11 protein-coding genes are annotated in these 14,315 nt (G+C 44.8%); 10 read left to right on the plus strand and 1 reads right to left on the minus strand.

The genetic code is table 11. The features are described 5' to 3' along the window. From L4C38_RS20700 to rpoC, 9 genes are all read left to right on the plus strand, one after another. Positions 1-304, plus strand: a 304-nt coding sequence (locus L4C38_RS20700) for an EF-Tu C-terminal domain-related protein (RefSeq protein WP_489686417.1), incomplete at its 5' end; no start/stop codon positions are given. 275 nt (positions 305-579) lie between these two features. After that, positions 580-960 carry a preprotein translocase subunit SecE gene (secE, locus tag L4C38_RS20705; protein ID WP_428799438.1) on the plus strand — a complete coding sequence of 127 codons (381 nt, stop codon included), beginning with the start codon at positions 580-582 and terminating at the stop codon, positions 958-960. A 13-nt stretch (positions 961-973) separates the two neighbouring features. Continuing rightward, the gene (gene nusG / locus L4C38_RS20710; RefSeq protein WP_428799439.1) at positions 974-1,522 is read left to right on the plus strand and encodes a transcription termination/antitermination protein NusG; all 549 of its coding nucleotides are present in this window, start codon (positions 974-976) and stop codon (positions 1,520-1,522) included. 144 nt (positions 1,523-1,666) lie between these two features. Then, positions 1,667-2,095 carry a 50S ribosomal protein L11 gene (gene rplK / locus L4C38_RS20715; RefSeq protein WP_428799440.1) on the plus strand — a complete coding sequence of 143 codons (429 nt, stop codon included), beginning with the start codon at positions 1,667-1,669 and terminating at the stop codon, positions 2,093-2,095. A gap of 4 nt (positions 2,096-2,099) precedes the next feature. Then, positions 2,100-2,801, plus strand: a complete 702-nt coding sequence (rplA, locus tag L4C38_RS20720) for a 50S ribosomal protein L1 (RefSeq protein WP_428799441.1) — start codon at positions 2,100-2,102, stop codon at positions 2,799-2,801. A gap of 298 nt (positions 2,802-3,099) precedes the next feature. Further along, on the plus strand, positions 3,100-3,594 hold the full coding sequence (rplJ, locus tag L4C38_RS20725; RefSeq protein ID WP_428799442.1) for a 50S ribosomal protein L10: 495 nt from the start codon (positions 3,100-3,102) through the stop codon (positions 3,592-3,594). 57 nt (positions 3,595-3,651) lie between these two features. Then, the gene (gene rplL, locus L4C38_RS20730; RefSeq protein WP_428799443.1) at positions 3,652-4,017 is read left to right on the plus strand and encodes a 50S ribosomal protein L7/L12; all 366 of its coding nucleotides are present in this window, start codon (positions 3,652-3,654) and stop codon (positions 4,015-4,017) included. A gap of 242 nt (positions 4,018-4,259) precedes the next feature. Next, the gene (gene rpoB / locus L4C38_RS20735; RefSeq protein ID WP_428799444.1) at positions 4,260-8,288 is read left to right on the plus strand and encodes a DNA-directed RNA polymerase subunit beta; all 4,029 of its coding nucleotides are present in this window, start codon (positions 4,260-4,262) and stop codon (positions 8,286-8,288) included. Positions 8,289-8,378: 90 nt separating this feature from the next. Further along, on the plus strand, positions 8,379-12,581 hold the full coding sequence (gene rpoC, locus L4C38_RS20740; protein ID WP_428799445.1) for a DNA-directed RNA polymerase subunit beta': 4,203 nt from the start codon (positions 8,379-8,381) through the stop codon (positions 12,579-12,581). Between the two features lie 161 nt (positions 12,582-12,742). Here the strand turns inward: rpoC and rsd are convergent, their stop codons facing one another. Then, positions 12,743-13,237: a sigma D regulator gene (gene rsd, locus L4C38_RS20745; RefSeq protein WP_428799446.1), complete on the minus strand. Its 495-nt coding sequence runs from the start codon at positions 13,235-13,237 to the stop codon at positions 12,743-12,745. 177 nt (positions 13,238-13,414) lie between these two features. Here rsd and nudC point away from each other — a divergent pair, with 177 nt between their 5' ends. Then, on the plus strand, positions 13,415-14,203 hold the full coding sequence (nudC, locus tag L4C38_RS20750; protein WP_428799447.1) for an NAD(+) diphosphatase: 789 nt from the start codon (positions 13,415-13,417) through the stop codon (positions 14,201-14,203). The last annotated feature ends 112 nt before the right edge of the window (positions 14,204-14,315 follow it).

Consider the following 14,315-nt stretch of genomic DNA (forward strand, 5'->3'; position numbering starts at 1 on the left):
TAAGCCTGGTTCAATCACTCCACACACTAAGTTCGAGTCAGAAGTATACGTACTTTCTAAAGATGAAGGCGGCCGTCATACTCCGTTCTTCAAAGGCTACCGTCCACAGTTCTACTTCCGTACAACTGACGTAACTGGTGATATCTCTCTACCAGAAGGCGTAGAAATGGTAATGCCTGGCGACAACATCCAAATGGTTGTAGAGCTAATCGCTCCAATCGCAATGGATGATGGCCTACGTTTCGCTATCCGTGAAGGTGGCCGTACAGTAGGTGCTGGTGTTGTTGCTAAGATCTTCGCTTAATTCATAGAATTGCGGAAGTCTTCTGAAAATCTTTTGAATAAGATTTGACGAACCAGTAGCAAAAAGGGCATCATTTGATGCCCTTTTTCTGCACCAAAAAAAATGTTTGTTGAATTCTTGTTCAAACAGACGTTAAGCAGGATTTTTTGATAGGGGATTTGTTTCTCGGTCAAAGAAAAGCGTGCGTCAATTGATTTAAATTGCCGTTTCATGGATTTGCCCTGCAACAGCGGGGTTGTTGTCGTCTATATTAAGACTTGTGACAGGTTGGTTTTATGAAAGCAAATAATGCTGAAACTCCTGAGAGCTCAAATGGCGCAGATATCTTTAAGTGGGTAACTACTTTTGTTCTGCTAACTGCCGCTGTTGTGGGTAATTACCTGTATGGTGATATGTCTGTAGTTATTCGCGCTGCAGGAGTTGTTGTACTAATCGCTTCAGCACTTGGTGTTGCTGCTACAACAACGAAAGGTAAAGCTGCGATCTCATTTGCGAAAGAATCTCGCATGGAAGTTCGTAAAGTAGTTTGGCCTACACGCCAAGAAACTTTACAAACAACATTGATCGTTTTAGCTGTAAGTATTGTAATGGCTCTAGCGCTATGGGGTATCGACGGTATTATGGTCCGTTTGGTTGCTCTAGTGACTGGGGTATAGAGGGTTTATATACATGAGTGAAGCTCCTAAAAAACGCTGGTATGTAGTTCAGGCCTTCTCTGGATATGAAGGTCGTGTAGCACAATCTCTACGTGAGCATATTAAAATGCATGCGATGGAAGAGCTATTTGGCGAAATACTTGTCCCTACTGAAGAAGTAGTGGAAATCCGCGCTGGACAACGTCGTAAGTCAGAGCGTAAGTTTTTCCCAGGTTACGTCCTAGTTCAGATGCTGATGAAGGATGAATCATGGCACTTAGTGCGCAGCGTTCCGCGAGTCATGGGCTTCATTGGTGGTACCTCTGATCGTCCTGCTCCTATCACAGATAAGGAAGCGGACGCGATTCTTAACCGTCTAGAGAAAGCGAGTGAAGCTCCTCGTCCACGTACAATGTACGAAGCGGGTGAAGTTGTACGCGTTACTGACGGTCCATTCGCTGACTTCAACGGTACCGTTGAAGAAGTGGACTATGTTAAGAGCCGCGTTAAAGTGTCTGTATCGATCTTTGGTCGTGCGACACCAGTTGAGCTTGAATTTGGTCAAGTTGAAAAATTTGATTAAAAAAACAGCTTACTAAGGCTTGTTTAAGGTGCGAATTATGACTATAATTTCGCGCCTTTTTACTTCTTTCTGAAGTAGAAAGTTTTGTAATCATCGGGGAGCTGATCAGTGGATTAGCGTTTGAACCCAAATTTAGGAAATATCATGGCTAAGAAAGTTGAAGCTTATATCAAGCTACAAGTTGCTGCTGGCGCTGCGAACCCAAGTCCACCAGTTGGTCCTGCTCTAGGTCAACACGGTGTGAACATCATGGAATTCTGTAAAGCGTTTAACGCAAAAACAGAATCTCTTGAGAAAGGCATGCCTACTCCAGTAGTTATCACTGTATATAGTGACCGTTCTTTCACGTTCATCACTAAGACTCCTCCTGCTGCAACTCTTCTTCTGAAGGCAGCTGGCGTTAAGTCTGGTTCAGGTCGTCCTAACACTGAAAAAGTGGGTACTGTAACTGAAGCTCAAATCCAAGAAATCGCAGAAACTAAAGCTGCTGATATGACTGGTGCTGATATTGAAGCGATGAAACGTTCTATTGCGGGTACTGCTCGTTCAATGGGCCTAGTGGTAGAGGGTTAAGATCATGGCAAAACTAACTAAGCGCATGCGCGTAATTCGCGACAAAGTTGATGTAACTAAAGAGTACGACATCAACGAAGCTGTAGCTCTTCTTAAAGAACTAGCGACTGCTAAATTCGTAGAATCTGTTGACGTAGCTGTTAACCTAGGTATCGACGCTCGTAAATCTGACCAAAACGTACGTGGTGCAACTGTACTACCACACGGTACTGGTCGTGATATCCGCGTTGCTGTATTCACACAAGGTGCAAACGCTGAAGCTGCTAAAGCTGCTGGCGCTGAACTAGTGGGTATGGAAGATCTAGCTGAGCTAGTTAAAAAGGGCGAAATGAACTTCGACGTAGTAGTTGCTTCTCCAGATGCAATGCGCGTTGTAGGTCAACTAGGTACAATCCTAGGTCCTCGTGGTCTGATGCCAAACCCGAAAGTTGGTACTGTAACTCCTAACGTTGCTGAAGCGGTTAAGAACGCTAAAGCTGGTCAGGTTCGTTACCGTAATGACAAGAACGGTATCATCCACACGACAATCGGCAAAGTGTCTTTCGAAGGTAACCAACTACAAGAGAACTTAGAAGCTCTACTAGTTGCACTTAAGAAAGCTAAGCCGTCTTCAGCGAAAGGTGTTTTCCTGAAGAAAATCAGCATCTCTACTACAATGGGTGCTGGTGTTGCAGTTGATCAGGCTAGCCTGAACACTCAAGCATAATATATTTGATTAGGTGCGAAATTAGTGTATAGTTTCGCGCCTAATATTTGTGGTTGGGGCTGAGGTTTGGTTCGTAAAAACTCGATAGAGTTTTAAGTGAATTATAACGCAGTCTCCGTCCAAGACCGTAGGTGCCTGCCTTTGTTTACAAAGTAAGGCTTAATCATCCTACGTAGATGGTGCCCGAACTGACAGAAAGCTCTATGTAAATAGTTATCTTTCTTCTGGGACGCACCTAAATAGCTCTCACTGTTGTGATAATAGTGAGTGGTGTAATAACAACCAGGAGTAAATCCAAATGGCTTTAAACCTTCTAGACAAACAAGCAATTGTTGCTGAAGTCAACGAAGCTGCCAGTGGTGCACTTTCTGCAGTTGTAGCTGATTCTCGCGGTGTTGCCGTGGGTGAAATGACGACTCTACGTAAACAAGCTCGTGAAGCTGGCGTTTACCTACGAGTTGTTCGTAACACTCTAGCTCGTCGTGCGGTTGAGGGTACTCAGTACGAGTGTCTAACTGACACTTTCACTGGTCCTACTCTAATCGGATTCTCTAACGAGCACCCAGGTGCTGCAGCGCGTCTTTTTAAAGACTTCGCTAAAGAGAACGACAAATTTGAGATCAAAGCTGCTGCATTTGAAGGCGCTCTAACTGACGCTGAACTACTAGCGACACTTCCAACTTACGACGAAGCAATTGCACGCCTAATGATGTGCATGAAAGAAGCTTCTGCTGGCAAGCTGGTACGTACTATCGCTGCTATCCGCGATCAAAAAGAAGAAGTTGCGGCGTAAGCCTTGCTTTTTACTGGTTGCTAAATAAACTTATTGTTGACTTAAAAGAGAATTGTTATGTCTATTACTAACGAGCAAATCCTAGACGCAGTTGCAGAAATGTCTGTAATGCAAGTTGTTGAACTAATCGAAGCAATGGAAGAAAAATTCGGCGTTACAGCAGCTGCTGCTGTAGTTGCTGGCGGTGCTGCTACTGAAGCTGCTGCTGAGCAAACTGAATTTGACGTAATCCTAACTTCAGCTGGCGCGAACAAAGTACAAGTAATCAAAGCTGTACGTGGCGCGACTGGTCTAGGTCTTAAAGAAGCTAAAGCTCTAGTAGACGGCGCTCCTACTGCTGTTAAAGAAGGCGTAGAAAAATCTGAAGCTGAAGCTCTTAAAGCTCAGCTAGAAGAAGTTGGCGCTGTTGTTGAAGTTAAGTAATTATTACTTAATTTCTTAGCCGACAGGCTATGGCTGGTGGTTTATTAACCACCGGCCTTTTTGCGCTGTAGGGTATAGGTGAATTTTCCCGCTGTTTAAGCACCTCTATCTGAGCAAAAAACATGTTGTTCAATCAGGATGATATGTCACTACAGTAAACAGTTGTTAGTCTCTGTCCCTCCCCACCTGACAAGGTGAAAGGCGGACAGTTTGGGTCACTTATCAGCGAGCTGAGGAACCCCATGGTTTACTCTTATACCGAGAAAAAGCGCATCCGTAAGGACTTTGGTACTCGTCCACAAGTATTGGACATACCATACCTGCTATCGATCCAGCTCGATTCGTTCGAAAAATTTATCGAACAGGATCCAGAGGGTCAATACGGTCTTGAGGCTGCTTTCCGTTCTGTATTTCCAATTCAGAGCTATAACGGCAATTCCGAGCTGCAATACGTTAGCTACCGTCTTGGTGAGCCAGTTTTTGATGTTAAAGAATGTCAAATCCGAGGTGTTACTTATTCAAAACCACTACGCGTAAAACTACGTCTAGTTATTTTTGATAGAGACGCGCCAGCAGGTACTGTAAAAGACATTAAAGAACAAGAAGTCTACATGGGCGAAATTCCGCTTATGACAGACAACGGTACCTTCGTAATTAACGGTACCGAGAGGGTTATCGTATCCCAGCTGCATAGAAGCCCAGGCGTGTTCTTCGACAGCGATAAGGGTAAGACCCACTCATCAGGTAAAGTTCTATATAACGCACGTGTAATTCCTTACCGTGGCTCATGGTTAGACTTTGAGTTCGATCCTAAGGATAACTTATACGTACGTATCGACCGTCGTCGTAAACTGCCTGCATCAATCATTTTGCGCGCACTTGGTAAGACTACCGAAGAAGTTCTAGATATTTTCTTCGAGAAAGTTAACTTCCAAGTGAAAGACAAAACTCTGATGATGGAGTTAGTCCCTGAGCGTTTGCGTGGCGAAACTGCTTCGTTTGATGTTGAAGCGAACGGCAAAGTTTACATTGAACAAGGTCGTCGCGTAACTGCACGTCATATCCGTCAACTAGAAAAAGACGGCATTGACCACATCGAAGTACCAGTAGAGTACATCGTTGGTAAAGTTGCAGCGAAAGATTACATCAATGAAGCAACTGGCGAGATCATTGTTGGTGCCAACCAAGAAATTAGCTTGGAAGCATTGGCGAATCTATCTCAAGCTGGTCACAAAGCTCTAGAAGTTCTGTTTACGAACGATCTAGACCACGGCCCATTCATGTCAGAAACATTACGTGTCGACAGTACTGTTGATCGTATTTCTGCATTGGTAGAAATCTACCGCATGATGCGCCCTGGCGAGCCGCCAACGAAAGATGCAGCTGAATCTCTATTCGATAGCTTATTCTTCTCTGAAGAGCGTTACGATCTATCAACTGTTGGCCGTATGAAGTTCAACAGTTCAATTGGTCGTACTGACGCGGAAGAGCAAGGTACGCTTGACGAGCAAGACATCATTGAAGTGATGAGAAAGCTGATCGGGATCCGTAACGGTATTGGTGAAGTTGATGATATCGATCACCTAGGTAACCGTCGTATCCGTTCTGTTGGTGAGATGGCAGAGAACCAATTCCGTGTTGGTCTTGTACGTGTTGAACGTGCAGTGAAAGAGCGCCTAAGCCTTGGTGACCTTGATGCAATCATGCCTCAAGATCTTATCAACGCTAAGCCTATTTCAGCAGCGGTTAAAGAATTCTTTGGCTCTTCACAGCTTTCACAGTTTATGGACCAAAACAACCCGTTATCAGAAGTAACGCATAAGCGTCGTATTTCTGCATTGGGTCCTGGCGGTCTAACTCGTGAACGCGCTGGCTTCGAAGTACGTGACGTTCACGTAACTCACTACGGTCGTCTATGTCCGATCGAAACGCCAGAAGGTCCGAACATCGGTCTGATCAACTCTCTATCTGCGTTTGCACGTTGTAACGGTTACGGTTTCCTAGAAACACCTTACCGTCGCGTTCTAGATGGCGTAGTAACAGATGAAGTTGATTACCTTTCTGCAATTGAAGAAGGTCAATTCGTTATCGCTCAGGCGAACACTAAGCTTAACGAAGATGGCACATTTGCAGATGAGCTGATCACAGCTCGTCAAAAAGGTGAATCAGGTCTGCACCCTCGTGAACACGCTCAGTACATGGACGTTGCAACGAACCAGGTAGTATCAATTGCGGCATCGCTTATCCCGTTCCTAGAACACGATGATGCGAACCGTGCATTGATGGGTGCGAACATGCAACGTCAGGCGGTTCCGACACTACGTGCTGATAAGCCGTTAGTTGGTACTGGTATTGAACGTAACATCGCTGTTGACTCCGGTGTAACTGCAGTCGCTAAACGCGGTGGTATGGTTCAGTCTGTAGATGCTTCTCGTATCGTTGTTAAAGTGAACGAAGAAGAATTGGTACCTGGTGAAGCTGGTATCGATATCTACAACCTAACTAAATACACTCGTTCTAACCAAAATACGTGTATCAACCAACGCCCATGTGTAATGCCTGGCGAACCGGTTGCTCGCGGCGATGTCCTTGCTGATGGTCCTTCAACAGACCTTGGTGAACTAGCTCTTGGTCAGAACATGCGTATCGCATTCATGCCTTGGAATGGTTACAACTTCGAAGACTCGATCTTAGTATCTGAGCGCGTTGTACAAGAAGACCGTTTCACGACAATCCACATTCAAGAACTATCTTGTGTGGCACGTGATACTAAGCTTGGTGCTGAAGAAATCACTGCTGATATTCCAAACGTAGGTGAATCTGCTCTGTCTAAACTAGACGAGTCAGGTATCGTTTACATCGGTGCGGAAGTTAAAGGCGGCGATATCCTTGTAGGTAAAGTAACGCCTAAAGGTGAAACTCAGTTAACTCCTGAAGAGAAGCTACTACGTGCAATCTTCGGTGAGAAAGCGTCAGACGTTAAAGATACGTCTCTACGCGTACCAAACTCAGTTTCAGGCACAATCATCGATGTTCAAGTTTTCACTCGCGATGGCGTTGAAAAAGACAAGCGTGCGCTTGAAATTGAACAGATGCAGTTGAAAGAAGCGAAGAAAGACTTAACTGAAGAATTTAAGATTCTTGAAGGTGGTCTTCTAAACCGTGTTCGCGCTGTATTGATCGACGGTGGTTATGCTGAAGCAAGACTAGACACTACAGAACGTAAGAAGTGGCTAGAGCTAACGCTTGAAGATGATGCTCTACAGACTCAGCTTGAGCAACTAGCAGAGCAGTATGACGAGTTACGTGCAGACTTCGATAAGAAGTTTGAAACTAAGCGTCGCAAGATCACACAAGGTGATGATCTAGCACCGGGTGTACTGAAGATCGTTAAGGTTTACCTTGCGGTTAAACGTCGCATCCAACCTGGTGATAAGATGGCAGGTCGTCATGGTAACAAGGGTGTAATCTCTAAGATCAACCCTGTTGAAGACATGCCTTACGATGAAAACGGTCAGCCGGTAGACATCGTTCTTAACCCACTGGGTGTACCTTCGCGTATGAACATTGGTCAGATCCTAGAAGTTCACTTAGGTCTGGCAGCGAAAGGTATCGGTGAGAAAATCAACAAGATGGTGAAAGAGCAGCAAGAGCTCGCAAGATTCCGCGAATTCCTGCAAAAAGTTTACGATTTGGGCGAAACTCGCCAAACCGTAGACATTGCTTCTCTATCTGATTCAGAAGTTCGTACTTTGATTGAAAACCTACGTGGTGGTCTACCAATCGCGACTCCTGTATTTGATGGTGCACCTGAATCGTCAATTAAAGCGCTTCTTGAGCTAGCAGATCTTCCAACATCTGGTCAGCTTGCGCTATTTGATGGTCGCACTGGTGATGCGTTTGAGCGTCCTGTAACTGTTGGTTACATGTACATGCTGAAACTAAACCACCTTGTTGATGACAAGATGCACGCTCGTTCAACTGGTTCGTACAGCCTAGTAACTCAGCAACCACTTGGTGGTAAAGCTCAGTTCGGTGGTCAGCGTTTCGGTGAGATGGAAGTATGGGCACTAGAAGCATACGGTGCTGCTTACACGCTTCAAGAAATGCTAACCGTTAAGTCAGATGACGTTAACGGCCGTACTAAGATGTACAAAAACATCGTAGACGGTAACCACAGCATGGAACCTGGCATGCCAGAATCGTTCAACGTATTGTTGAAAGAGATTCGCTCGCTAGGTATCAACATTGAGCTAGAAGACGAAGAGTAATCCGTTTCTTTAACCGAGAAAGGTGATTATTTGGTAGAAGGTGCTCACTTTTGCAAGTGAGCCCCTTTTAACTCCTTACAGGAGCTGATTGTGAAAGACTTATTAAACTTTCTAAAAGCGCAGCATAAGACCGAAGAATTTGATGCAATCAAAATCGGTCTATCTTCACCAGACATGATCCGTTCATGGTCTTTCGGTGAAGTTAAAAAACCTGAAACGATCAACTACCGTACGTTCAAACCTGAACGTGATGGTTTGTTCTGTGCGCGTATTTTTGGACCAGTAAAAGACTACGAATGTCTTTGTGGCAAGTACAAGCGCCTGAAGCACCGCGGTGTTATTTGTGAAAAGTGTGGCGTTGAAGTTACGCAAACTAAAGTTCGTCGTGACCGTATGGGCCACATCGAGCTAGCTTCACCAGTTGCTCACATCTGGTTCCTAAAATCACTACCGTCTCGCATCGGTCTACTAATGGATATCCCTTTACGTGATATCGAGCGTGTTCTTTACTTCGAAATGTACGTAGTAACTGAACCGGGTATGACTGATCTAGAAAAGAGTCAGATGCTTACTGAAGAAGAGTATCTGGATCGTCTAGAAGAGTGGGGCGATGAGTTCACAGCTAAAATGGGTGCAGAAGCAATCAAGGACCTTCTAGGTTCTATGGATATGCACGCTGAAGCTGAACAAATGCGTGAAGAGCTAGAAACAACTAACTCTGAAACTAAGCGTAAGAAACTCACTAAGCGTTTGAAATTGGTAGAAGCGTTCATTACTTCTGGTAACAACCCAGAATGGATGATCCTTACTGTACTTCCAGTTCTTCCGCCAGATCTACGTCCACTAGTACCACTAGATGGCGGTCGTTTTGCGACTTCAGATCTAAACGACCTTTACCGTCGAGTGATCAACCGTAACAACCGTTTGAAGCGTCTTCTAGAGCTTGCTGCTCCGGACATCATCGTACGTAACGAAAAACGTATGCTGCAAGAGTCTGTTGATGCGCTATTAGACAACGGTCGTCGTGGTCGTGCGATCACAGGTTCGAACAAACGTCCTCTGAAATCTCTTGCTGATATGATCAAGGGTAAACAAGGTCGTTTCCGTCAGAACCTTCTAGGTAAACGTGTAGACTACTCTGGTCGTTCTGTAATCACAGTTGGTCCATACCTACGTCTACATCAGTGTGGTCTTCCTAAGAAGATGGCACTTGAGCTATTTAAACCGTTTATCTACAGCAAGCTAGAGACTCGTGGTCTTGCGACTACAATCAAAGCTGCTAAGAAAATGGTAGAGCGCGAAGAAGCGGTTGTTTGGGATATCCTAGACGAAGTGATCCGTGAACACCCAGTACTATTGAACCGTGCACCAACACTTCACCGTCTTGGTATTCAGGCGTTCGAACCAGTACTAATCGAAGGTAAAGCGATTCAGCTACACCCACTAGTGTGTGCGGCGTACAACGCGGACTTCGATGGTGACCAAATGGCGGTTCACGTGCCTCTAACTCTAGAAGCACAGCTTGAAGCTCGTACTCTGATGATGTCGACGAATAACATTCTGTCGCCAGCGTCAGGTGATCCGATCATCGTACCTTCGCAGGACGTTGTATTGGGTCTGTACTACATGACACGTGACAAGATCAACGTGAAAGGTGAAGGCATGTACCTTGCTGGCCCTGAAGAGGCTGAGAAGGCATACCGCACTAAAAACGCTGAGCTACACGCACGTGTGAAAGTACGTATTACAGAAACCGTTGTAGATGAAGATGGTAACAGCACAACAGAAACGAAGATGGTTGATACAACTATCGGTCGTGCAATGTTGTGGCAAATCGTACCAACAGGTCTACCGTACAGCATCGTTAACCAAAAATTAGGTAAGAAACAAATCTCTAACCTAATTAACGAGTGTTACCGTAAGCTTGGTCTAAAAGACACAGTAGTGTTTGCTGACCAAATTATGTATACCGGTTTTGCTTATGCAGCACTATCTGGTGTATCGGTTGGTATCAACGATATGGTTGTACCAGCAGCGAAATACACTGAGATTGCAGCAGCAGAAGAAGAAGTTCGCGAGATTCAAGAACAGTATCAATCTGGTCTTGTAACTGCGGGTGAGCGTTACAACAAAGTAATCGATATCTGGGCATCAACGAATGACCGCGTAGCGAAAGCTATGATGGAAAACTTGTCTTTTGAAACTGTCGTTAACCGTGACGGTGAAGAAGAGCAACAAGAATCGTTTAACAGCATCTACATGATGGCCGACTCAGGCGCACGTGGTTCTGCAGCTCAGATTCGTCAGCTTGCTGGTATGCGTGGTCTAATGGCTCGTCCAGATGGTTCAATCATCGAAACGCCGATCACAGCAAACTTTAAAGAAGGTCTAAACGTACTACAGTACTTTATCTCAACGCACGGTGCTCGTAAGGGTCTAGCGGATACGGCACTTAAGACAGCGAACTCGGGTTACCTGACTCGTCGTCTAGTAGACGTTGCACAAGATGTTGTTGTAACTGAACATGACTGTGGCACTGTTGAAGGTGTTGACATGATGCCTCACATCGAAGGTGGTGACGTTAAAGTTGCACTTTCTGAGTTGGCTCTAGGTCGTGTTGTTGCTGAAGACGTTCTAAAACCAGGCACTGATGATGTCCTGATCCCACGTAATACTCTAATTGATGAGAAGTGGTGTCAGATTATGGAAGAGAACTCTGTTGACAGCATGCGCGTACGTTCTGTTGTTACTTGTGATGCAGACTTCGGTTGTTGTGCACAGTGTTACGGTCGTGACCTAGCACGTGGTCACCTAGTGAACCAAGGTGAGGCAGTAGGTGTTATTGCTGCTCAATCTATCGGTGAACCAGGTACACAGCTAACGATGCGTACGTTCCACATCGGTGGTGCGGCATCTACTGCTGCGGCAGAGAACAGCATCCATGCGAAGAACAACGGTTCTGTTAAGCTTCATAACGCTAAGTTTGTAATCAACAAAGCTGGTAAGTTAGTTATTACTTCTCGTGCATCTGAAATGACCATCATTGATGAATTCGGTCGTACGAAAGAGAAACACAAACTGCCTTACGGTTCATTGTTGAGCAAAGCAGACAACGATTCAGTAACTGCTGGTGAAACAGTAGCGAACTGGGAAGCGCACACCATGCCAATCATCACTGAAGTGGCAGGTCGTATCCAATTCGTAGATATGATCGACGGTGTAACAGTTTCTCGTCAAACAGATGACCTAACAGGTCTATCTTCAAGCGAAGTAACTGATCCAGCTTCTCGCCCAGCTGCAGGTAAAGATATGCGTCCAGCTATCAAACTTGTAGATGAGCAAGGTAATGATGTAATGATCCCTGGTACTGATATGCCAGCTCACTACTTCCTACCTGGTAAAGCGATCGTTAACATCGAAGATGGCGCGGAAGTTGGCATTGGTGACACATTATCTCGTATCCCTCAAAAATCGAGCGGAAACCGAGATATCACCGGTGGTCTACCACGCGTAGCTGACCTATTCGAAGCTCGTAAGCCTAAAGAGCCTGCGATCCTAGCTGAGCACACTGGTGCTGTAAGCTTTGGTAAAGAAACGAAAGGTAAGCGTCGTCTAGTGATTACTCGCGACAGCGGTGAAGTTTACGAAGAAATGATTCCTAAACATCGTCAGCTAAACGTATTTGAAGGTGAGAAAGTGGAACGTGGTGATGTTATTGCCGACGGTCCAGAAACTCCACACGACATTCTACGTTTACGTGGTATCCACGCAGTAACTCAGTACATCGCAAACGAAGTACAAGAAGTTTACCGTCTACAAGGCGTTAAGATTAACGATAAGCACATTGAAACTATCGTTCGTCAAATGCTACGTAAGTGTACTATTACACACGCGGGTGACTCTGAGTTCCTACCTGGCGAGCAAGTTGAATATCACAATGTTAAGATTGCTAACCGTAATCTAGAAGCTGAAGGCAAAGAGCCTGCACGTTTTGAACGTGACCTTCTAGGTATCACTAAAGCATCTCTAGCAACTGAGTCGTTCATCTCTGCGGCATCGTTCCAGGAGACAACTCGCGTACTAACAGAAGCTGCGGTTTCTGGTAAGCGTGATGAGCTACGTGGTCTGAAAGAAAACGTAATCGTTGGTCGTCTAATTCCAGCGGGTACAGGTTTCGCATACCACCAAGAGCGTCAAGCTAAGCGTGCTCAAGAGCAAGAAGGTCCATCTGTTGAACAAGCGACAGATAACCTAGCTGCACTTCTAAATGCTGGCTTCTCTTCAGAAGACTAATTCTTTTCTGACGAGTCATCGTTAAAAGCTAAAAAAGGCACCTTTGGGTGCCTTTTTTTTCAATTGAGCGATAACTCGCAGTCTATAGATCAAAAAGGCCGACAAATTGTCAGCCTAGTTACCTTTTATAGTTATCCTTTATCTATATCAAAGGTATGAATTTACGCCCCTGGCGGTACCGCTAAACTGTCCGCAATTAGCTGTATTAGATGATCTTCTACTTCAAAGCGAATTTCTAGAATCTCACCGATACTCGACAAATCTTTCTCAAAGCTATTGAGCGTGTCGTCATCGCTTACATCTGCGTATATATCAGTAAAGTTGAGCAAAGGATCGGTGGTTAAGACGATTTTTGCGTAAGCAGTATTAATGTCATCAGTGGCTTCAAAGCCCGTTGAGCGCCATTGATCCATCACCATGTCATATATCTTGAAGTGACCTTCAGAAATATAGTCGACCAGATATTGGCAAAAACTCTGCAATTCTAGAGGAGTCGGAAGCGAAGAAAGAGTGCTTTTCTGACTAGCAGGTTGAAGTGAGGCAAGCTTACAGTACCCAACGATTAATGACTGTCGAGTCTCTAACCAATGGTCAATGACTTCACTTGAGCCACCCCACTGTTCCTGTGTTTGTTGGAATTTTTTTAGCATGACCATGCCCTCATGATCTAATCACACTCCGGTGATTATTAGGCTTTGCTAAGCAAAGCGATGATAGATTTACAACCTATTTGTCCTTACCAGTTATGTAATCAAAAAAGTGAATAGATACAAACTTGGTATCAATTTAGATTGCCAGTAAAATGGTTGAACTGCAAGCATAGAGGGACGGTAATGATCGAGAACAGTGAAATTGACCAACTGCACAGGGCTTATTGGTGCGTAGTATCTGGTAGTGAAATTTGGTTGCAGGGAGGGGAATTACCGATAGGTAATGCTCAAGAATTTTATTTTCCTAGTGAAAAAGCGGTATGTGTTGGTCACTATCAAGGGCTTCCGGTTATGTGGCTAAATGAACAGGATGTTGAACACCGATTACCGTTGACCTCTTTACGAGAGTGTTTAGTGTTTGCTGAGCCATTATTTTTGCTAGTCAGCAAAGCTGTTCAATACGGACATATGTTTCAAACATTGCGCTTTTGTCCTCTATGTGGTGGGCGAAATCATCTAAATCACAATCAATTGGCGATGCAATGCAGTAAGTGCCATACACTGCATTATCCAAGGATCTTTCCTTGTATTATTGTCGCTGTGCGCAAAAGGGGACAAATTCTACTTGCTCAACATCCACGCCATCGGAATGGTATGTATACCGTGATCGCTGGTTTTGTTGAGGTAGGAGAAACTCTTGAGCAATGTGTCGCACGCGAGGTAAAAGAAGAAACCGGTATTGAGGTGACGAATATTCGTTACTTTGCTAGCCAGCCATGGGCATTTCCATCGAGTATGATGATGGGTTTTTTGGCAGATTATCAATCAGGTGACGTTAAACCAGATTACAGTGAGTTGAGTGATGCACGGTGGTTTTCACCGTGTGAAATGCCATCAGTGGCGCCGGAAGGAACCATTGCACGGGCTTTAATTGACAAAACAGTGGCAGATATTATGCAGCATAGTACTTAGGGTAGATAAAAAAAACCCTCCGAGAGGGAGGGGGTAAGTAAGATGTCGTTATGAGTTGCTAAGTACTAAATACTCAGCTAATTATTGTAGTTTTCGCTAGCGTTGCAATTTT

The organism is Vibrio kasasachensis, assembly GCF_050337565.1.
Taxonomy (GTDB): Bacteria; Pseudomonadota; Gammaproteobacteria; order Enterobacterales; family Vibrionaceae; genus Vibrio; species Vibrio kasasachensis.